The organism is Streptomyces sp. NBC_01622 (assembly GCF_045209635.1).
Classification (GTDB): domain Bacteria; phylum Actinomycetota; class Actinomycetes; order Streptomycetales; family Streptomycetaceae; genus Streptomyces.
The window spans coordinates 5622409-5640674 of sequence record NZ_CP109293.1; the positions used below are offsets into that span (position 1 = coordinate 5622409).

Annotated in this window: 24 protein-coding genes, 1 tRNA gene and 3 pseudogenes; 21 read left to right on the forward strand and 7 right to left on the reverse strand. The window is 70.4% G+C overall.

What is annotated here, in order from left to right; translation table 11 throughout:
• Nucleotides 1-65 precede the first annotated feature (65 nt).
• From OH768_RS25740 to OH768_RS25755, 4 genes and pseudogenes are all read right to left on the reverse strand, one after another.
• Nucleotides 66-842, reverse strand: coding sequence for an SDR family NAD(P)-dependent oxidoreductase (locus OH768_RS25740; protein ID WP_406457352.1), 777 nt, complete (start codon nucleotides 840-842; stop codon nucleotides 66-68).
• On the reverse strand, nucleotides 830-1297 hold the full coding sequence (locus OH768_RS25745) for a cupin domain-containing protein (protein ID WP_406457354.1): 468 nt from the start codon (nucleotides 1295-1297) through the stop codon (nucleotides 830-832). The genes OH768_RS25740 and OH768_RS25745 overlap by 13 nt, the downstream gene beginning before the upstream one ends.
• A gap of 9 nt (nucleotides 1298-1306) precedes the next feature.
• Nucleotides 1307-1718 (reverse strand): annotated as a pseudogene (locus OH768_RS25750) (GNAT family N-acetyltransferase).
• A gap of 48 nt (nucleotides 1719-1766) precedes the next feature.
• A pseudogene (locus OH768_RS25755) lies at nucleotides 1767-1964 on the reverse strand (penicillin acylase family protein); the annotation flags it as partial.
• On the opposite strand from OH768_RS25755, the pseudogene OH768_RS25760 reads away from it, so the two are divergent.
• The 5 genes and pseudogenes from OH768_RS25760 to OH768_RS25780 all read left to right on the forward strand — a co-directional run.
• Nucleotides 1960-2293: pseudogene (locus tag OH768_RS25760) on the forward strand (siderophore-interacting protein); the annotation flags it as partial. The pseudogenes OH768_RS25755 and OH768_RS25760 overlap by 5 nt on opposite strands.
• Nucleotides 2294-2370: 77 nt before the next feature.
• Nucleotides 2371-2967 (forward strand): HhH-GPD-type base excision DNA repair protein, encoded by a 597-nt coding sequence (locus tag OH768_RS25765; protein ID WP_406457356.1) that lies wholly within the window; start codon nucleotides 2371-2373, stop codon nucleotides 2965-2967.
• A gap of 62 nt (nucleotides 2968-3029) precedes the next feature.
• Nucleotides 3030-3704, forward strand: coding sequence for an HdeD family acid-resistance protein (locus tag OH768_RS25770; RefSeq protein WP_406457358.1), 675 nt, complete (start codon nucleotides 3030-3032; stop codon nucleotides 3702-3704).
• A gap of 79 nt (nucleotides 3705-3783) precedes the next feature.
• Nucleotides 3784-4104, forward strand: a complete 321-nt coding sequence (locus OH768_RS25775; RefSeq protein ID WP_406457360.1) for a hypothetical protein — start codon at nucleotides 3784-3786, stop codon at nucleotides 4102-4104.
• A 66-nt stretch (nucleotides 4105-4170) separates the two neighbouring features.
• A complete protein-coding gene (locus OH768_RS25780; RefSeq protein WP_406457362.1) occupies nucleotides 4171-4293 on the forward strand; it encodes a hypothetical protein in 123 nt (40 codons plus the stop codon).
• 24 nt (nucleotides 4294-4317) lie between these two features.
• Here OH768_RS25780 and OH768_RS25785 read toward each other — a convergent pair whose 3' ends face one another.
• Complete coding sequence (locus OH768_RS25785) at nucleotides 4318-5832, reverse strand: helicase HerA-like domain-containing protein (protein WP_406457363.1); 1515 nt, start codon at nucleotides 5830-5832, stop codon at nucleotides 4318-4320.
• Between the two features lie 106 nt (nucleotides 5833-5938).
• On the opposite strand from OH768_RS25785, the gene OH768_RS25790 reads away from it, so the two are divergent.
• Both OH768_RS25790 and OH768_RS25795 read left to right on the forward strand, forming a co-directional pair.
• Complete coding sequence (locus OH768_RS25790; protein WP_003999914.1) at nucleotides 5939-6235, forward strand: type II toxin-antitoxin system VapB family antitoxin; 297 nt, start codon at nucleotides 5939-5941, stop codon at nucleotides 6233-6235.
• Between the two features lie 123 nt (nucleotides 6236-6358).
• Complete coding sequence (locus OH768_RS25795; RefSeq protein WP_406465442.1) at nucleotides 6359-6991, forward strand: LytR C-terminal domain-containing protein; 633 nt, start codon at nucleotides 6359-6361, stop codon at nucleotides 6989-6991.
• Between the two features lie 71 nt (nucleotides 6992-7062).
• Here OH768_RS25795 and upp read toward each other — a convergent pair whose 3' ends face one another.
• Nucleotides 7063-7698, reverse strand: a complete 636-nt coding sequence (gene upp / locus OH768_RS25800) for a uracil phosphoribosyltransferase (protein ID WP_200715914.1) — start codon at nucleotides 7696-7698, stop codon at nucleotides 7063-7065.
• Between the two features lie 96 nt (nucleotides 7699-7794).
• On the opposite strand from upp, the gene OH768_RS25805 reads away from it, so the two are divergent.
• From OH768_RS25805 to OH768_RS25850, 10 genes are all read left to right on the forward strand, one after another.
• On the forward strand, nucleotides 7795-7989 hold the full coding sequence (locus OH768_RS25805) for a hypothetical protein (protein ID WP_019073298.1): 195 nt from the start codon (nucleotides 7795-7797) through the stop codon (nucleotides 7987-7989).
• A gap of 245 nt (nucleotides 7990-8234) precedes the next feature.
• A complete protein-coding gene (locus tag OH768_RS25810; RefSeq protein ID WP_406457366.1) occupies nucleotides 8235-8771 on the forward strand; it encodes a hypothetical protein in 537 nt (178 codons plus the stop codon).
• Between the two features lie 56 nt (nucleotides 8772-8827).
• Nucleotides 8828-9313 carry a nucleoside deaminase gene (locus tag OH768_RS25815; protein ID WP_406457368.1) on the forward strand — a complete coding sequence of 162 codons (486 nt, stop codon included), beginning with the start codon at nucleotides 8828-8830 and terminating at the stop codon, nucleotides 9311-9313.
• Nucleotides 9314-9358: 45 nt separating this feature from the next.
• A tRNA-Ser gene (locus OH768_RS25820) sits at nucleotides 9359-9443 on the forward strand.
• 58 nt (nucleotides 9444-9501) lie between these two features.
• Nucleotides 9502-9744: a hypothetical protein gene (locus OH768_RS25825; protein WP_406465835.1), complete on the forward strand. Its 243-nt coding sequence runs from the start codon at nucleotides 9502-9504 to the stop codon at nucleotides 9742-9744.
• Nucleotides 9745-9766: 22 nt separating this feature from the next.
• Nucleotides 9767-10060: a Dabb family protein gene (locus OH768_RS25830; protein ID WP_406457370.1), complete on the forward strand. Its 294-nt coding sequence runs from the start codon at nucleotides 9767-9769 to the stop codon at nucleotides 10058-10060.
• A gap of 172 nt (nucleotides 10061-10232) precedes the next feature.
• On the forward strand, nucleotides 10233-11081 hold the full coding sequence (locus OH768_RS25835; RefSeq protein ID WP_406457372.1) for an RNA polymerase sigma factor SigF: 849 nt from the start codon (nucleotides 10233-10235) through the stop codon (nucleotides 11079-11081).
• A 268-nt stretch (nucleotides 11082-11349) separates the two neighbouring features.
• Complete coding sequence (locus OH768_RS25840) at nucleotides 11350-12240, forward strand: RNA polymerase sigma factor SigF (protein ID WP_033285558.1); 891 nt, start codon at nucleotides 11350-11352, stop codon at nucleotides 12238-12240.
• A gap of 62 nt (nucleotides 12241-12302) precedes the next feature.
• Complete coding sequence (locus OH768_RS25845) at nucleotides 12303-12917, forward strand: hypothetical protein (RefSeq protein ID WP_406457374.1); 615 nt, start codon at nucleotides 12303-12305, stop codon at nucleotides 12915-12917.
• A 141-nt stretch (nucleotides 12918-13058) separates the two neighbouring features.
• The gene (locus OH768_RS25850; RefSeq protein ID WP_406465443.1) at nucleotides 13059-13319 is read left to right on the forward strand and encodes a GNAT family N-acetyltransferase; all 261 of its coding nucleotides are present in this window, start codon (nucleotides 13059-13061) and stop codon (nucleotides 13317-13319) included.
• A gap of 23 nt (nucleotides 13320-13342) precedes the next feature.
• Here the strand turns inward: OH768_RS25850 and OH768_RS25855 are convergent, their stop codons facing one another.
• On the reverse strand, nucleotides 13343-13543 hold the full coding sequence (locus OH768_RS25855; protein WP_359610893.1) for a hypothetical protein: 201 nt from the start codon (nucleotides 13541-13543) through the stop codon (nucleotides 13343-13345).
• A gap of 199 nt (nucleotides 13544-13742) precedes the next feature.
• Here OH768_RS25855 and OH768_RS25860 point away from each other — a divergent pair, with 199 nt between their 5' ends.
• The 4 genes from OH768_RS25860 to OH768_RS25875 all read left to right on the forward strand — a co-directional run bounded on the left by OH768_RS25860 (nucleotide 13743) and on the right by OH768_RS25875 (nucleotide 18210).
• Nucleotides 13743-14282, forward strand: a complete 540-nt coding sequence (locus OH768_RS25860) for a MarR family winged helix-turn-helix transcriptional regulator (protein ID WP_406457376.1) — start codon at nucleotides 13743-13745, stop codon at nucleotides 14280-14282.
• A 21-nt stretch (nucleotides 14283-14303) separates the two neighbouring features.
• Entirely contained in the window at nucleotides 14304-16790 is a 2487-nt protein-coding gene (locus OH768_RS25865) for an MFS transporter (protein WP_406457378.1), read from the forward strand.
• 99 nt (nucleotides 16791-16889) lie between these two features.
• Nucleotides 16890-17711 carry a YceI family protein gene (locus OH768_RS25870; RefSeq protein WP_406457380.1) on the forward strand — a complete coding sequence of 274 codons (822 nt, stop codon included), beginning with the start codon at nucleotides 16890-16892 and terminating at the stop codon, nucleotides 17709-17711.
• Between the two features lie 28 nt (nucleotides 17712-17739).
• Nucleotides 17740-18210 carry a PPOX class F420-dependent oxidoreductase gene (locus OH768_RS25875; protein ID WP_406457382.1) on the forward strand — a complete coding sequence of 157 codons (471 nt, stop codon included), beginning with the start codon at nucleotides 17740-17742 and terminating at the stop codon, nucleotides 18208-18210.
• Nucleotides 18211-18266 lie beyond the last annotated feature (56 nt).

Sequence of the window (18266 nt, forward strand, 5' to 3'; positions counted from 1 at the left end):
ACGTCATATCTCCGTCTTCGGACTTGCAGGCCTCGGGTTACGTACGGACGCGCCCCGCCTTTCGCTCACCACGTGGGCCGGGCCGAGACTCCGCCGTCCACGACCAGGTCGTGCCCGGTGATCCAGGAGGCGAGGGGGGACGCCAGGAACACGCATGCGTCGCCCACGTCCTCGGGCCGGCCCAGCCGCCCGGTCGGTGCCGCCTCCTGCCATCTCCGCACCCCTTCCGGCCAGGCCTCCCCCAGCCCCTCCCGGTCGATCAGTCCGGGCGAGACCGTGTTGACGCGGATGCCGTACGGGCCGTACTCCAGGGCCGCCGACCGCGCGTGCATCACCACGGCCGCCTTGGACGCGGAGTAGTGCGCGTGCAGCGGCGCCGGGGCGCTCGCCTCGATGGACGCGATGTGCGTCACCGTGCCGCCGCCGTGCTCCCGCATCACCCCGGCCGCCGCCTGCGTGCAGGCGAACACGCTGGTGAGATTGGTGTCGACGACCGCCCGCCAGCCCGCCGCCGTCATCCCGTCCAGCGGCTGCGTCGGCTGCACGCCCGCGTTGTTGACCAGCGCCGTGAGCCGCCCGCCGCCGAACTCCGCCGCCTCGCGCACCAGCGCCCGGCAGTCGTCCTCGTCGGTCAGATCTGCTTGCAGTACGACAGACCGGGCGCCCGACTCCCGTACGCGGGCCGCCACTTCACTCGCCGCCCCGACCGCCGTACGACAGTGGACCGCGACCGCCGCCGCGCCCTGTTCGGCGAACCGCAGGGCGATGGCCCGGCCGATGCCGCCGCCCGCGCCCGTGACCAGGGCGACCTGGCCCGACAGCAGGCCGCTCACGGGCGGCACAGCCCGGCGATACGGGCGGCCTCGGACGGGTAGCGGGCAGTCAGCTCGGCGGCGTCGCCGTGCTCGTAGCCCTCGTAGGTGAAGCCGGGCGCCATCGTGCAACCGAAGAACGTCCACGCGCCGACCGCCCGCGCCCCCATCCAGGTGCCGGCCGGCACGGTGAACTGGAGGTGCTGGCCCTGCCGGATGTCCGGGCCGAGGACCGCCGTGCGGGAGGTGCCGTCGGGGGCGAGGAGCAGGAGTTCGAGCGAGTCGCCGAGGTAGAAGTGCCAGACCTCGTCGCTGGGCAGGCGGTGCAGGGCGGAGAAGTCCGGGGCGGCGAGGAGGGCGACTATCGCGGTGCCCTCAGGGCGGCCGTCGGACCGTTCGGGGCCCGCCCAGGTACGGCGGAACAGGCCGCCCTCGCGGGGAATCGGCTCCAGGTCATAGTGGGCGACGAGGTCTTCTGGGGTCACTCCGGCAGGCTACGGGAAGGCCACCTCGCGAGCGAGAAAGGCCAGTTGGGCATGCTTTTCGGACACGAACACGTCCGGGATGTCGATCTCCGGGAGCACCACCTGCGGGCCCGCCACGAAGCCCTGCCGCAGGAAGCGCGCGATCGCCTTCTCGTTCCGCACATCCGGATCGACCACGATCCGGCGCCGGTCCAGACCGAGCAGGACATACGCGGCCAGGACGTCCATCAGCGCCACCGACCAGCCGGGGCGGGCGCCGTCCCGTCCGGCGGGGGCGAGGAGAAGGTGGATGCCGTGTCCATGTGGGCGTAGATCTCGGCGACTTGGGCCTGCGTGAGGCCGTTCATGCCCCAGAACGCGGCCCGTTCCTCGCCGACCCAGCGGTGGATCACCTCGGCGTCGGCCGCCGGTCCAGGGGCAGGACGCGGACGGTACCGAAGCCGTCGACGTGCTGTTCGTGGACGGGTTCACGGGCGGGGGTTTCGGGTTCGAGGCGGCTGATGCCGAGGAACGCGGCCGAGGTGCCCTGCGCGCGATGCCGTTCGGCCTCCAGTTGCCAGGCGCGGTCGTGGGCGGTGACGCGGCCCTGGGCACGGGCGAGTTCGTCGGCGCCGCCGGCGCGCAGGTGGGGGATTCCCCAGGCATCGCGGTAGATCTGGGTCGTCACCCCGCGCTATCGCCGCCTCCCCCTCGCCGACGGCGGCATGCTCGCGGCGACCGGCGTCCACCCGACGATGTGGGTCCGGCTCTGGTTCGACAACGCGGGCAAGCCCCACCAGCGGGCGTACACCCTGGTCGACCCCGACCCGGCGGCCGGCACCTTCGGCCTCGAATGCACCCTGCACGAGGGCCGCGCGAGCGACTGGGCGCGGGCCGCGAAACCCGGCGACGATCTGGTCCGAGGGCGAGCCCGACCGACTCCCCCTCCGCACCGACCCGGACCGGCACGAGATCCGCGCGCTCCCCAGGGGCCGGCTGGTCGAGCGGGTGCACGCGTTGGGGTACTGGCGGGCATCCTGAGCCCGGACGCGCAAGAGGAGGCATCCCGCCCCCGTACGCGCCATCATCGCCCCATGGACGTCACCCTTCACCTCGCCCAGGACCCCGACGCCGACGAACTCCTCGGCCGTTCCCCGCTGGCCGCGCTGGTCGGGATGCTGCTCGATCAGCAGGTGCCGATGGAGTGGGCGTTCAAGGGGCCGCGCACGATCGCCGACCGGCTCGGCGCCACCGACCTGGACGCGCACGACATCGCGGCCCGCGACCCCGAGGCCTTCGCCGCGCTCCTCTCCGAGAAGCCGGCCGTGCACCGCTACCCGGGCTCGATGGCCAAGCGCATCCAGCAGTTGTGCCAGTACCTCGTAGAGCACTACGACGGGGACGCCGGCGCCGTCTGGGCGGGGGTCGGCACCGGTGCCGAACTGCTGAAGCGGCTTGAGGAGCTGCCCGGGTTCGGCAAGCAGAAGGCGCAGATCTTCCTGGCCCTGCTCGGCAAGCAGCTCGGCGTCACCCCGAAGGGCTGGCGCGAGGCCGCCGGTGCCTACGGCGAACCCAAGTCCTACCGCTCCGTCGCCGACATCACCGGCCCCGAGTCACTGGCCAAGGTCCGCGCCCACAAGCAGGAGATGAAGGCGGCGGCGAAGGCCGCGAAGGCGGCCGGCGGCAAGTAGCCGCGTCAGCCAGGTGGCCCGCTCCGGTGGCGGGCCGTCCGACCCCGGTCAAACCATGGACCATGACCGAGGCACCGAGCGGCCCCTCCTGGGGCCCGGAGTTCGACGACCGCCGCGTCCACGACCCGCGCGCCCCGCGGCCCCCGCACGACGAGCGCTACCGGGAACCGGATCTCGAAGGTCCCCTCCACGCCCTGTCCAAGGCCGCCTGGCAGGTCGTCCTGCTCACCGGCATCGCGTCACTCATCCTGGGCGTCCTGGTCCTGGTGTGGCCGGGCGCGTCCCTCTTCGCGGCCGGCATCCTCTTCGGCATCTACCTGCTGATCAGCGGAATCTTCCAGCTGGTCGCCGCCTTCGGCACCCACAAGGCGACCTCGCTGCGGGTGCTGGCGTTCATCAGCGGCGCGCTGTCGATCGTGCTGGGCCTGTTCTGCTTCCGCGGCCCGATGCAGTCGATCCTGCTGCTCGCCCTGTGGATCGGCATCGGCTGGCTGATCCGGGGTATCACCCAGACCCTGGCCGCCGCCTCCGACCAGAACATGCCCGCGCGCGGCTGGCAGATCTTCCTCGGGATCGTCACGTTCATCGCGGGCATCGTCCTCATCGACTCGCCCTTCCGCTCGGTCGCCGTCCTCACCCTCGTCGGCGGCATCTGGCTGGTCGCGGTCGGCGTCGTCGAGATCATCACGGCGATCAGGATGCGGGGCCGGGCGCAGCAGGTACCGACCGCCCTGTGACGGGGACCCCTACTCCATGCGGGCGTATCTCGCTCGGGACGCGATGAACGCCGTAGCTCCACAGGGCAGATTGGCCCCCGTGAGCACCGCACGCAGCCTCCCCCGCAGCCGTGCCTGGCTGCGGGCCCTCGTGCTGCTGCTCGCCCTGCTGGTACCGGGCACACACGCCGAAACGCGCGCGACGCCCGTCGCCTCGTCCGTCGAGACGACCATCGAGTACGACACCCTCGACACGGCCGCCGCCCTACGGCCCTCCTCTCCCGCCGTCCACCGGCCCACCGCGCCCCTGCGCCCCGCGCCCGCCCCGGAGTCCCACCACCCCGAGGGCCGATCCCGTCCCGCGCCGCACGGGCCGTCGTACTCGCTGCGTGCCCAGCGCACCGTGGTCCTGCGCTGCTGACGGACCGACCGCCCCACCAGGCCAGTCAGCCAGTCAGTCCGGCAGTACGACGCGAGGAACACAGCCATGCCCATCGACCCGTACGCGGTCCTGCGCGCCCTGCTGCGCGCGGAGGCCGTACGCAACGCTCCCAAACCCGAGGCGCGCACACCCGAGCCGCAGCGGCCCCCGGAGGAACGGAAGCGCTGATCCGACCGTGCGGCCCGGCGGCGGCTACCGCTTCCGCCGGGCCGTACCGAACAGCGAGCGGGTGATCTCACGGCCGATCTGGGTACCGACGGAACGCGCCAGGGACTTGAACATGCCGCTGCCGACGACCTGTTGGACCATCGACTCGTCCTCCTTGGCCGGAGCCTTCTTCGCTGCCGCCTTCGGTGTCCCGGCGGGAGCCGGCCGCGCCTCCGACAGCTTCTCGTAGGCCGACTCTCTGTCCACAGCCTGTGCGTAACGGCCGTAGAGGGACGAGGACTTGACCGCCTGATCGAGGGTCGTCGCGTCGATCGGGCCCATCAGGGACTCGGGGGCGCGGAGGCGGGTGACGGCCACGGGGGTCGGGGCGCCGTTCTCGCTCAGGACCGTGACGACGGCCTCCCCTGTGCCCAGTCCCGTCAGGATCTCCTCCAGGTCGTAGGCGGAGTTCGGGAAGGTCTTCACCGTTGCTTTCAGGGCCTTCTGGTCGTCCGGGGTGAAGGCGCGGAGGGCGTGCTGGACGCGGTTGCCGAGCTGGGCCAGGACGTCGCCGGGGACGTCCTTCGGGGTCTGGGTCACGAAGAAGACACCGACCCCTTTCGAGCGGATCAGGCGGACGGTCTGCGTGATGGAGTCGAGGAAGGCCTTGGAGGCGTCGTCGAAGAGCAGATGCGCCTCGTCGAAGAAGAAGACGAGCTTCGGTTTGTCGGCGTCGCCGACCTCGGGGAGGTCGTGGAAGAGGTCGGCGAGCAGCCACATCAGGAAGGTCGAGAAGAGCTGCGGTTTGTCCTGGACGGCGGGGAGTTCGAGGACGGAGACCATGCCCCGGCCGTCCTGCGCGGTGCGCAGCAGTTGGCTCGTGTCGAACTCGGGCTCGCCGAAGAAGTCGGCCATGCCCTGCGCCTCGAAGGCGGTGAGGGAGCGGAGGATCACGCCGGCCGTGGCGGTGGACAGGCCGCCGATGTTCTTCAGTTCCGGCCTGCCCTCGTCCGAGGTCAGGAAGGTGACGACGGCCCGCAGGTCCTTGAGGTCGATCAGCTCCAGGCCCTTGGTGTCGGCGTAGTGGAAGATCAGGCCGAGCGACTGCTCCTGGGTCTGGTTGAGCTGGAGCACCTTGGAGAGCAGTACCGGTCCGAAGCCGGTGATCGTGGCGCGGACGGGGATGCCGTGGCCGATCCCGCCGAGAGCGTAGAACTCGGCGGGGAAGCCGGTCGCCGTCCACTGCTGCTTGACCTCGGCGGCCCGCCCCGCGACCTTGTCGTTCGCCGCGCCCGGCCCCGAAATACCCGACACATCGCCCTTCACATCCGCGAGGAACACGGGCACGCCCTGCGCCGAGAGCTGCTCGGCGATGAGCTGGAGCGTCTTGGTCTTGCCGGTGCCGGTGGCGCCCGCGACCAGGCCGTGGCGGTTGAGCATCGGGAGGGGGATGCGGATCTGCGCGTCGGACAGACAGGCCCCGTCCCAGAGCAGGGCGCCCAGATCGAGTGCAGGTCCTGTGAAGGCGTACCCGGCGGCGATCGTCTCGCTGTCACTCATAATCAGGCCCCAGTTCCCTTTTTGCCCGTCTTTGCGGCATCTTTTCCAGCGTCGCACTCCGTCTCCATGGCTGCGCCCGGAACGTCATGACCGGTAGGCTTTCCGTGTGATCTTCAAGCGCATCGGAAACGGCCGGCCGTACCCCGACCACGGCCGGGAAAGCACCCGGCAGTGGGCGGATGTCGCGCCGCGCCCGGTCCGCCTCGATCAGCTGGTGACGACCAAGGGCCAGCTCGACCTCGAAACCCTCCTCGCCGAGGACTCGACCTTCTACGGCGACCTCTTCGCGCACGTCGTGAAGTGGCAGGGCGACCTGTACCTGGAGGACGGCCTGCACCGCGCGGTGCGCGCCGCGCTGCAGCAGCGGCAGGTGCTCCACGCGCGCGTCCTCGAGCTGGACTGAACGCCGGACCTATAGGGTGTTGACCCTTTCGGGTTGGTCTCGGCGCTGTCGAATGATCATCTAGTAGGCATCGCCGCCCGGGCGCACTACGCTGCGCTCATGAGCATGCTGACTCCCCCAGGCATGGGCGGCCAGTACCGGATCACGGGGGACAAATACCCGCGCATGCGCCGCCCGCGGCGTCGCGGGCGGCTCGTCCTCACCGTGGTCGCGTCCGTCGCCGTACTGGGTGTGGGCGGGTGGGGCACGTTGCAGCTCATCGACGTCTTCACCGGCGGCGGCAAGCAGGCCGCGGCGGCCGGTCCCAAGGCGGACTGCGCGACCAAGGTGAGCCCTTCGGCTTCGGCGGGCACGGGCGCGAACGCCGCCGTGCCGAAGCCCGCCCAGATCACCGTGAACGTCTACAACGCCACGCCCCGCAGCGGCCTCGCCAAGTCGACCGCCGACGAACTCAAGAAGCGCGGCTTCAAGATCGGGGACGTGGGCAACGCGTCCGCGCAGTTCGACAAGAAGGTCAAGGGCACCGGGATACTGCTCGGCCCCGCCGCCTCCCTCGACACCTCGCTGCCCGTCCTCGCGACCCAGCTCACCGGCGCCGAGCGCCGTACCGAGGCCACCCGCAAGGGCGCCGCCGTGGATCTGATCATCGGCACCGCCTTCAAGGACCTCACGGCGAAGGCCGCCGCCGACAAGGCCCTGGCCGCGCTGAGCGGACCGGCACCGACGGCAAGCGCTTCGCCGAAGGCCTGCTCGTAGCCGGACGGCGGCGCCCGCGCACACCCGTACGGCAGGTAAGAGCCGTACGGGAAGCGGGTGTTGAGCGGGCGTTACTCCGCGGCGCCGTACAGCCGGTCGCCCGCGTCGCCGAGGCCCGGGACGATGTAGCCGTGCTCGTTCAGGCGCTCGTCGACCGAGGCCGTCACGACCGTCACCGGGGTGCCCGCGAGCTCGCGCTCCATGACCTCGACGCCCTCGGGGGCGGCCAGCAGCACCACGGCGGTGACGTCGTCCGCGCCGCGCTTGATCAGCTCGCGGATCGCCGCGACCAGGGTGCCGCCGGTGGCCAGCATCGGGTCCAGGACGTACACCTGGCGGCCGGAGAGGTCCTCCGGCATGCGCGTGGCGTACGTGGAGGCCTGCAGCGTCTCCTCGTTGCGCACCATGCCCATGAAGCCGACCTCGGCCGAGGGCAGCAGCCGGACCATGCCGTCAAGCATGCCGAGACCGGCCCGCAGGATCGGCACCACCAGCGGGCGCGGGTAGGACAGCTTGACGCCGGTGGTCGGGGCGACCGGCGTCGTGATGTCGACCTGTTCGGTGCGCACGTCGCGCGTGGCCTCGTAGGCGAGCAGGGTGACCAGCTCGTCGGCCAGGCGGCGGAAGGTCGCGGAGTCGGTGCGCTGGTCGCGCAGCGTGGTGAGCTTGTGGGCGACCAGGGGGTGGTCGACGACGTGGAGACGCATGTCCACAACAGTAGCCGCCACTCCCCACCTGCTCGCGCTGGCATCAAACCGCCCGTCCGGGGGAAAGTGGGAGGGACGGACCGGGGTGGTGAGCCGATGCCTGACCGTGAGTCCCGCGAGGACCCGTCACAGCACGAGAGCCGGGAGACCGATGCCGAGCGCAGACGGCGCCGGGCACAGTTCCTGCGCGAACTGACCGAGGCGCGTGAGCTGCGCGACCGCGTCCAGCCCCGCCGCGCCAAGGCCGCCCGGCTGCGCCACGCCATGCGTATGCGAACCTTCCGCTGGTAGTTGAGGCCCGTCTCACAGGACCTTGTAAAGGCCAACCCGGTGCGTGTGCACGGCGATCGCCGCGTACGATCCCGCTGGTGGTCGATCAAACACGGGCGGACACAGGGAGCCGAAGACGTCCCCTAAACGCCTTGTTTCTGCCACGATTCCGAGTGGGTGGGGCTCGGAGCACGAGCTCTCCCCGCCCGTAACCTCCGCCGGGGGGACCCCCAACCGGCACGCCTAGTACCAGTGGGAGAGTCACGGTGTACTTCGCCGCACTGCTCGCGCGCACCGAAGACGGGTGGGAAGCGAGCGACACAGAGCTCGACGATGTCGAGAGCCTGTCGGATCTGGCCGAACTGGCCCGTGAAGCCTCGCCCGAGGACGACACGGTGCTGGTGCTCATCGAGCAGGAGGACGCCTGGTTCGGCGTCGTCCGCATCGACGGCGAGGACGACCCTCGGATCTACGTCTCGGACGCAGCTGCCGCAGCCCGCAGCTCGTACGGCGAGATCCTGCTCACCGACGAGCTGCTCGGACGGGATCCGGACGACGACGATGTTGTCGATCTGGACTCCCTCGACCTCGACGGCACCGAGGACGGTGACACCGAGGAGGACGACGACGAGGACGGCACCTCCTCGGCCGAGGCCGTTCCGCACAGCCCCGTCGGTGACCGCCAGATCCTGGACGACCTGGGCGTCGGCGAGAAGGAGCTGCTGCTCCTCGACGCGGACGACGCGCTGAGCTCCATCGCCGAGGCCCTGGGGGCCTCGGAGGTCCTGGAGACCGTCCGCTGACCACAGCACGCACAGAAGGGACCCCGGACCCGGTACGCGACCGCTGGCGGGCCGCGATGCGGCTCGCCCTGGACGAGGCCGGACAGGCCGCCCTTGGCGGTGACGTCCCGGTCGGCGCGGTCGTACTGTCCCCGGACGGTACGACCGTGCTCGCCACCGGGCACAACGAACGCGAGGCCACCGGCGATCCGACGGCGCACGCCGAGGTCCTCGCGATCCGGAGGGCCGCCGCCGCTTTGAGGGATTCGGCGGCGCGAAGCACCTCCGGCAAGGGTGGTGGTGGGAGACGGGTGGGCGAATGGCGGCTGTCCGGCTGCACCCTGGTCGTCACCCTCGAACCCTGCACGATGTGCGCGGGCGCGCTCGTGCAGTCCCGGATCGACCGGGTCGTCTACGGCGCCCGCGACGAGAAGGCCGGCGCGGCCGGCTCGCTCTTCGACGTCGTACGCGACCGGCGGCTCAACCACCGCCCCGAGGTGATCGGGGACGTGCTTGCGGACGAGTGCGCGCACGTCCTCACGGAGTTCTTCCGCAGCCGCTGATTACCGATTTCAAACCACGCCCCACCTTGTTGTAAGGTCTCTCTCGGTAGCGTGTCCGAGCGGCCGAAGGAGCTCGCCTCGAAAGCGAGTGTGGCGCAAGTCACCGAGGGTTCAAATCCCTCCGCTACCGCTTCCGGAGGGCCCCGTCGAGAGACGGGGCCCTCCGTGCGTAGATCCAAAAAGGGGCCGTGAAGGTTACACTCGCCGCCGGCAACAGGGGGCCCACGGGCACGGACGTCACAGGGGAGGCCGCGATGGCGGTGAACGCGAAGAAGATCGCCGTCTATGTGCTCGTGGTCTTCGCGCTGTACGTGATCATCACAGACCCGTCCAAGGCGGCCGACTACGTCCAGATAGGCTTCGAAGGCATATCGGACGCCGCGAAGGCCATCGGCGACTTCATGACCTGGCTGGCCGACGGAGCGCAGTAGCCGACCAACCGGGAGCGTGCAGATGATCCGCCACCTCGTCCTCTTCAAGCTCAACGAGGGCGTCCAGCGCGACGACCCGCGGGTGGTGGCGGGCGTCGAGGCCTTCCGCCCGCTCGGCGACCTGATCGAGGACCTGCGCTCCTGGGAGCTGGGCTGGAACATCAGCGACCGCCCCATCGCCTACGACTTCGCGATCAACTCCTCGGCCGACGACGCCGACGCCCTGAAGCGGTACGTCGAACACCCCGCGCACCAGGCGGGCGTCGCGCTGTGGCGCGAGTTCGCCACCTGGGTGATCGCCGACTACGAGATCTGAACGCGCCACCGGAGAGCCCCCCGCCATGACGGCGGGGGGCTCTCCTGCGTCTAATGCCCCAATTTGCCCGTCAACACGGCCTAACAAGGTGCTAGTCAGTGCTTGCACACAGTGCACATGTCTTGTGATGCTATGACCGCTTTTGACGGATGAGTTGACCTATTGAAGAGGTGTGGCGTTGACCGTGTCGGCCAGTACAGCGCCGCCTCAGGAAGAGGCTCCCGCCGAGCCCCCGGCGGCAGCCGCTCCACCGCGCAGCCGCGGTGCCGAGACCCGGGCCCTCACCCAGGTGCTGTTCGGCCAGCTCAAGGGGCTCCAGCCGGGTACGCCGGAGCACAACCGGGTGCGCGGGGCGCTCATCGAGGCCAATCTCCCGCTCGTGCGCTACGCCGCCGCCCGCTTCCGCTCCCGCAACGAGCCGATGGAGGATGTCGTCCAGGTCGGCACCATCGGTCTGATCAACGCCATCGACCGCTTCGACCCGGACCGGGGCGTGCAGTTCCCCACGTTCGCGATGCCGACCGTCATCGGTGAGATCAAGCGCTACTTCCGCGACAACGTCCGCACGGTCCATGTCCCGCGCCGGCTGCACGAGTTGTGGGTGCAGGTCAACGCGGCGACCGAGGACCTGACGACCGCCTTCGGGCGCACTCCGACCACCGCCGAGATCGCCGAGCGGCTGCGCATCGGCGAGGACGAGGTGCTGTCCTGCATCGAGGCCGGCCGCTCGTACCACGCGACCTCCCTGGAAGCCGCCCAGGAGGGCGACGGACTGCCCGGCCTGCTGGACCGGCTCGGCTACGAGGACCCGGCCCTGGACGGCGTGGAACACCGCGACCTCGTCCGGCACCTGCTCGTCCAGCTCCCGGAACGCGAACAGCGGATCCTGCTCCTGCGCTACTACAGCAATCTCACCCAGTCACAGATCAGCGTGGAACTCGGCGTCTCCCAGATGCACGTCTCCCGTCTCCTCGCGCGCAGCTTCCAGCGACTGCGCTCCGCGAACCGCATCGAGGCATAACCGAAAGCGCGAGCGATCTGTCACCGTTACGAACGAATCGCTCGCCAGGGCACTTCCCGCCAGTTCTGCGCTGAAAAACCGTCAGACCCCCTTTTTCCAGGGCTGATTCGTAACAGACAAGTCGACATGTCACTACAGCGTGTTGCCGACATGTGACATTCTGCCGGAAGCGCGTTTGCCGTGGCCCAGGCTCCGGTATTCAGGTGAAGGCACCGCTCCCCCGACGGGGGCGATCGCCGCGACCGTCCCGCGACCCAAAGGGGGTGGCATGTCCGCAGACCAGGGCAGCTCGAAGGTGCTCACGCTCACCAAGAGCGACGCTGAGCCCGCACTCGACGCCGTTACGGTCCTTGAGGCCGTACCCGCCGTACCGGCCCCGGCCCTCCCGACCACGGGAGCCATCGACACCCGCACCCTGTCCCGCTCCCTCTTCCTGCGGCTCGCCGCGCTCGACGAGAACAGCCCCGAGCGCGGTTACGTCAGGGACACCCTCATCGAGCTCAATCTCCCGCTGGTGCGTTACGCCGCCGCGCGTTTCCGCTCCCGCAACGAGCCGATGGAGGACATCGTCCAGGTCGGCACGATCGGCCTGATCAAGGCGATCGACCGCTTCGACTGCGAACGCGGGGTGGAGTTCCCGACGTTCGCGATGCCGACCGTCGTGGGCGAGATCAAGCGCTTCTTCCGCGACACGTCGTGGTCGGTGCGCGTCCCGCGTCGCCTTCAGGAGCTGCGACTGGCCCTGACGAAGGCCAGCGACGAGCTCTCCCAGAAGCTGGACCGGTCGCCGACCGTCCCCGAACTCGCCGTGGTCCTGGGCGTGTCCGAGGAGGACGTCGTCGACGGCCTCGCGGTCGGCAACGCGTACACGGCCTCCTCGCTCGACTCCCCGGCCCCCGAGGACGACGGCGGCGAGGGCTCCCTCGCGGACCGCCTCGGCTACGAGGACACGGCTCTGGAGGGCGTCGAGTACCGCGAGTCCCTCAAGCCCCTCCTGGCCAAACTCCCGCCCCGCGAGCGCCGGATCATCATGCTGCGCTTCTTCGCCAACATGACCCAGTCGCAGATCGGCGAGGAGGTCGGCATCTCCCAGATGCACGTCTCCCGCCTCCTCACCCGCACCCTGTCCACCCTGCGCGAGGGCCTGATCTCGGACTGAGTCCCCTTCCGAACCCGCCGCCAAGGGTTCCTATTTGACGAAGCGTCAGCCACCATGGCGCGATGCGTCGTCCCTCATGGACAACTGGCCGCCGAGGCGCCCTCCTGGGCGCGTCGGCGGCCGTCGTCTGCGGAATGCTGACCGCGTGCGCAGACAACGGCAACGGCGGTTACGCGGCGGTCGGCCCACCCCGGCCGTCATCCGCTACTGTGCCCCACCCGACGGGCGGCGTGACACTGGTACCGCTGGATGCCCCGAAGTCGCCGCACCCGACCCGGACTTCAGCCCCGACTCCGTCCGCGAGCACCAAGTCCGGCCGCAGGAGCACCCATTCACCATCACCGACCCCAACCGCCGTTCCTGCGCCGGCTCCCGCCGCCCTCAGTTGGAGCACCCCGACCCGCAAGCCCACGGCCCACCGCTGGTGCGAGGACGTCACCCTGAGCTTCCACAACTCCGGGGGTACGGCGGTCCGTTCGGGCACGGTGACCTTCGGGACGCACATCATCGGGGCCCTGGGGATCGACTGGGCGACGATCGACTCCACGGAGCAGTTGCCGGTACCGATCGGGGCCGACGCGCGCAAGGAGAAGACCTGGACGGTGTGCGTCGACGCATGGCGAGTACCACTGGGCATGCACATCGAGACACGTGACGTGTCGGTCGAGTGGCTCTAGTCGGCGTCCCCGCAGCGCCCTGAAGGGGCGCGGGGCTGTGTCGATATGCGGCTCCGCCGCGGGCGGCGGTCGACCGGCTGGTCTCCTGTGCGACGAACACCGTGCTGGTCGCGAGGAGCGGAGGGCACAATCGTCCGCGCCCTGACGCTCGTACTGTTCCCGGTGCCGTCCGGCTTGCGCGGGCGCGTCGAGGACGTGGTCGTCGACACCGCGGCCCGCGGGCCGGGAATCGCCACGCTGCTGGCGAACGAGACGCTGCGGATCGCCCGGGAAGCCGGCGCCCGCACCGTCGACCTCACCTCACGCCCCGACCGCACCGCGGCCAACCGGCTGTACGAGCGGCTGGGCTTCCGGGCCCGGGGGTCGACGGTCTACCGGTTCCCCTTGGAGCCGGCCCGGTAGCCGCCCGAGTCACGCGGTCGGCGCTACATCATCGCCAGGTACACCACCGCCGCCACGACCAGCACGGCGACAACAACGCCGACGATCAGGCCGATACGGGGTCCGGCGGGAGCGGCGGCCTGCTGCTGCCGGCCGCCCTGGGGGGTCTCGTCGACGAAGGCACGGAACATCTGGGTGCTGCCGGCGGGGTCATAGTTGCCCTCGGGGCCCTGGGTGTTTGCCATGGGCCGAGACACTAGCGAATCCCCGGGGGACACCCAAGTGCGGGGCCTCGCGCAGCCATTCCCACCTGTGGGTTTACGTTCATCAATGCTTGCCTTTGCCAACTTTTTATGCCACACCTACCCCGTTTTATTTGCCTGTAGCAACCAACCTCTCCTATGGTTGCCCTAAGCAACGAACATGGCGAGCAGGGGAGGTGTGATGGCCGAACGGACGCAGTACGAGGAGCTGATGCGTCAGTTCAGTGCCTTCGGCGCCGTACGCAGGGAGCTGGGACGGATCCTGCCGTCCGACTGCCCCAGCGGCTCCGCGGCCGTACTGACCCTGCTCGGCCGGCACGGCGCCATGCGCATGAGCAAGCTCGCCGAGCTGCTCGCCGTCGACATGTCCGTGACCAGCCGCCATGTCGCGCACGTCGCCGACCGGGGCTGGATCGAACGGTCCGCCGACCCCTCGGACAAGCGCTCCCGCATCCTGCGCCTCACCCCCAGCGGCCAGGTCCGGCTCGACGAACTGTCCCGGCGGACCGCCCAGTTGCTCGCCGACCGGCTGAGCGACTGGAGCGACGACGAGGTCGGCCAGCTGATCCGGCTGATGACCCGGCTCCGTGCCGACTTCGGCGACTGCCGCACCGCGACCCCGGTCCGCCTCACCACCCCCCACACCCCCGAGAACCCCCACTCCCCCCACGCCGAAACCCCCCACCCCGAACTCGACCGCACCACCCGTACACCCGCATAAGCACGGAAGAAAAGGAAGCCCATGGCAACGACCACACCAGCCGGTGTGCGGGCTCACGCCAAGCACGGAGGGGGATTCCCCGCGGCCCCCGACGGCGCTCCGATGACGCACCGGCAGATCATGGAGGCGCTTTCCGGGCTGCTGCTCGGCCTGTTCGCCGCGATCATCTCGTCGACGATCGTCACCAACGCCCTGCCGACCATCATCGGCAGCCTGGGCGGCGGCCAGGAGGCCTACACCTGGGTCGTCACCGCGGCCCTGCTCTCCATGACGGCCTCGGTGCCGCTGTGGGGCAAGATGGCGGACCTGGTCAGCAAGAAGGCCCTGGTCCAGATATCCCTGGTCATCTACATCATCGGCTCGGTCGTCGCGGGCCTCGCGCAGAACCCGGCGATGCTGATCGGCGCCCGTGTCATCCAGGGCCTCGGCGCCGGCGGTCTCTCCGCCCTCGTCCAGGTCGTGATGGCCGCGATGATCGCCCCGCGCGAGCGCGGCCGGTACTCCGGCTACACCGGCGCCACCTTCGCCGTGGCCACCGTCGGCGGCCCGCTGCTCGGTGGCGTGATCACCGACACCTCGTGGCTCGGCTGGCGCTACTGCCTGTTCGTCGGCATTCCCTTCGCGCTGATCGCGCTGGTCGTGCTGCAGAAGACGCTGCACCTCCCGGTCGCCAGGCGGAAGGTCAAGGTCGACTGGACCGGCGCCTTCTTCATCACCGCCGCCGCCTCGCTGCTGCTGGTCTGGGTGACCTTCGCCGACGACAAGTACGACTGGCTGTCGTGGCAGACGTACACGATGGTGGGCGGCACGTTCGTGCTGGCGCTGCTGTTCGTGTTCACCGAGACGCGGGCGAGCGAGCCGATCATCCCGCTGCGCCTGTTCCGCAACCGCACGGTCTCCCTGGCTTCCCTGGCCTCGCTGTTCGTCGGCGTCGGCATGTACTCGGGCACGGTCTTCTTCTCCCAGTACTTCCAGCTGGCCCGCGACAAGTCACCGACGATGTCCGGTGTCATGACGATCCCGATGATCGGCGGCCTGTTCGTCGCGTCGATGGTCTCCGGCCGCTTCATCACCAAGACCGGCCGCTGGAAGGGCTGGCTGGTCGCCGGCGGCCTCTTCCTCACCGCGGGCCTGGGCCTGCTCGGCCTGATGCGCTACGACACCCCGTACTGGGAACTGTCCATCTACATGGCCCTGTTGGGCATCGGCGTCGGCACGATGATGCAGAACCTGGTCCTCTCCACGCAGAACCAGGTCACCCCGAAGGACCTCGGCGCCGCCTCCTCCACGGTGAGCTTCTTCCGCTCGCTCGGCGGCGCGGTCGGCGTCGGCGTGCTCGGCTCGGTGATGTCGGGCCGGATCACGCACTACGCCAAGGACACCATCACCTCCCTGGACCCGCAGTCCCAGGCCGCCGCCGCGAAGGCCGCCGGCAGCAGCGCGCTCCCCGACATGGACGCCCTCCCGGGCACGGTCCGCACCTGGCTGGAGAGCGCCTACGGCCACGGCATCGCCGACGTGTTCCTCTACGCGGCGCCCTTCGCCCTCATCGCCTTCGTCGTCGTCATGTTCATCAAGGAGGTCCCGCTGCGGACGTCCGGCGGGCTGGCGCAGGCCGCCGAGGAGGCCGTGGGCGTGCTGGACGCGGCCGAGATTCCCGCGCCGGCCGAGGAGAAGATCCCCAGCTGGGCCGCCACTTCCGAGACGCAGGAGGAGACCCCACCCGTGACCACAGCCACGTCCGGTGGAATTCCCGTCCGCGGCTTCGTCCGCGGCGCCGAGAGCGCACCCGTCCCGCAGGCCGCCGTCACCCTGATCTCCCTCGGGGGACGCCAGTTGGGCCGCTCGGTCACGCAGGCGGACGGCTCCTACGCACTGGACGCGCCGAGCGTGGGCTCGTACGTCCTGATCGCCTCCGCCGACGGCTTCCAGCCGCAGGCGTCGACCGTCGTCGTGAACGGCAGCGACCCGGTGTCGTACGACGTCCTCCTCAGCGGCACCAGCGGCCTCAACGGCCTTGTGCGGGCGGCCGATTCGGGTCAGCCGGTCAAGGACGCGATGGTCATCGTGACCGATGTGCGCGGTGATCTGCTGTCCACCGGAACCACCGGTGAGCAGGGCGAGTTCGCCTTCGCCGAGCTGGTGCCGGGGGCGGTGACCGTCGCGGTGAACGCCGACGGGTACCGGCCGCGCGCGCTGCCCGTCGAGGTCGGCGGCACCGGCGTCACCCGGGTCGAGATAGACCTCGACTCCGGCGCCCAGGTCCTGGGCGTGGTCCGCGCCCCGCACGGCCCGCTGGCCGACGCCCGGGTGACCCTCGTGGACGCGGCGGGCAACGTGGTCGGCACCGCCACCACCGGGACGGACGGGGCGTACGCCTTCACCGACCTGAGCGGCGGCGAGTACACGGTGATCGCGACGGGCTACCCGCCGGTCGCCACCGCCCTCACGCTGAACGGCAGCGGAACCGACGGCCACGACATCGAACTCGCCCACCCCGGCGAGTAGTTCCCCCACCCCGGCCCGTGGAGCGTGTCCCGAGCGGAGGCACGCCCCACGGGCCGGTCCCCTTTGTATGGCTTTGTACGGCGAGGAGTTACGAGAGACATGGGACTGACCGCGAAGATCCGTACCCGCGACGGATGGGCCGTGTCGCACGCGGTCGTCACGGTGACCGACACGACCGGCGCGCAGGTGCTGCGGGCCGAGGCGGACGCGGAGGGTGCCGTACGGGACGTGAACCCGCTGGCCCCAGGCCCGTACACGGTGATCGTGACCGCCGTCGGATACGCGCCCGCCGCCGCCACCGCGATCGTCACCGCGAGCGGCCGGGCCGAGGTCGGCACGGTCACCCTGGCCCGCCAGGGCGGCACCGAACTCCCGCCGCCCGGAGCCTGGACCGTGGACCCCGCGCACTCCACGGTCGGCGCGGTCGCCCAGCACCTGGGCATCTCCAGCGTGCGCGGCCGTTTCACCGACTTCAGTTCCACGGTCGAGATCGCGCCGGACGACATCGCCAAGTCCCGCGTGGAGGCGGTCATCCGGGCCGCGTCCATCGACACCGGGAACGGCATGCGCGACGACCACCTGCGCTCCCCGGACTTCCTGGACGTGGCCCGCTACCCGGAGATCACCTACCGCTCCACGGGCCTCGCCCCCGCCAGCTCCTCCCGCTGGACGGTCTCCGGCGAACTGACCCTCCACGGTGTCGTACGACCCGTCGACCTCGACCTCGCCTATCTCGGCACCGGCGCCGACCCCTGGGGCGGCACCCGCGCCGCGTTCCGCGCGACCACGGAACTGCACCGCGAGGACTTCGCGATGAACTACAACCAGGTCGTCCAGGCGGGCATCGCCGCCATCGGCACGACCCTCAAGGTCGAGCTGGACATCCAGGCGGTGCAGGGGGCGTCGCTGCCTCAGGCGTAACGAGGTGCCGTGCGCCTAGGGTGGCGGCATGGCACCGAACATCGCGACCAACACCACCGTCTCCCTGGACGAGTTGCTCGACTTCGTACGACCCCGCCACCGCGCCCTGCTGCTGACCCGGCGGGCCGACGGCAGCCCCCAGGCCTCGCCGCTGACCTGCGGGGTCGACGACTCCGGGCGGATCGTCGTCTCCACCTACCCCGAGCGCGCCAAGACCCGCAACGCCAAGCGGGACCCGCGCGTCAGCCTCGTCGTCCTGAGCGACGAGTGGAACGACCCGTGGGTCCAGATCGACGGCACCGCCGAGGTCATCGACCCGCCGGACTCCGTGGAACCGCTCGTCGAGTACTACCGCAACATCGCCGGCGAGCACCCGGACTGGGACGAGTACCGCGCGGCGATGCTGAAGCAGGGAAAGTCGATCATCCGGGTCACACCGGAGCGGTGGGGCCCGGTCGCCACCGGCGGCTTCCCGCCACGGCTCGCCCCGGACGAGTAGACAACCACGCCCCAGCCCAACCCGACGGACGCAGTCCGGCGCAGCGCCTCGAAGCC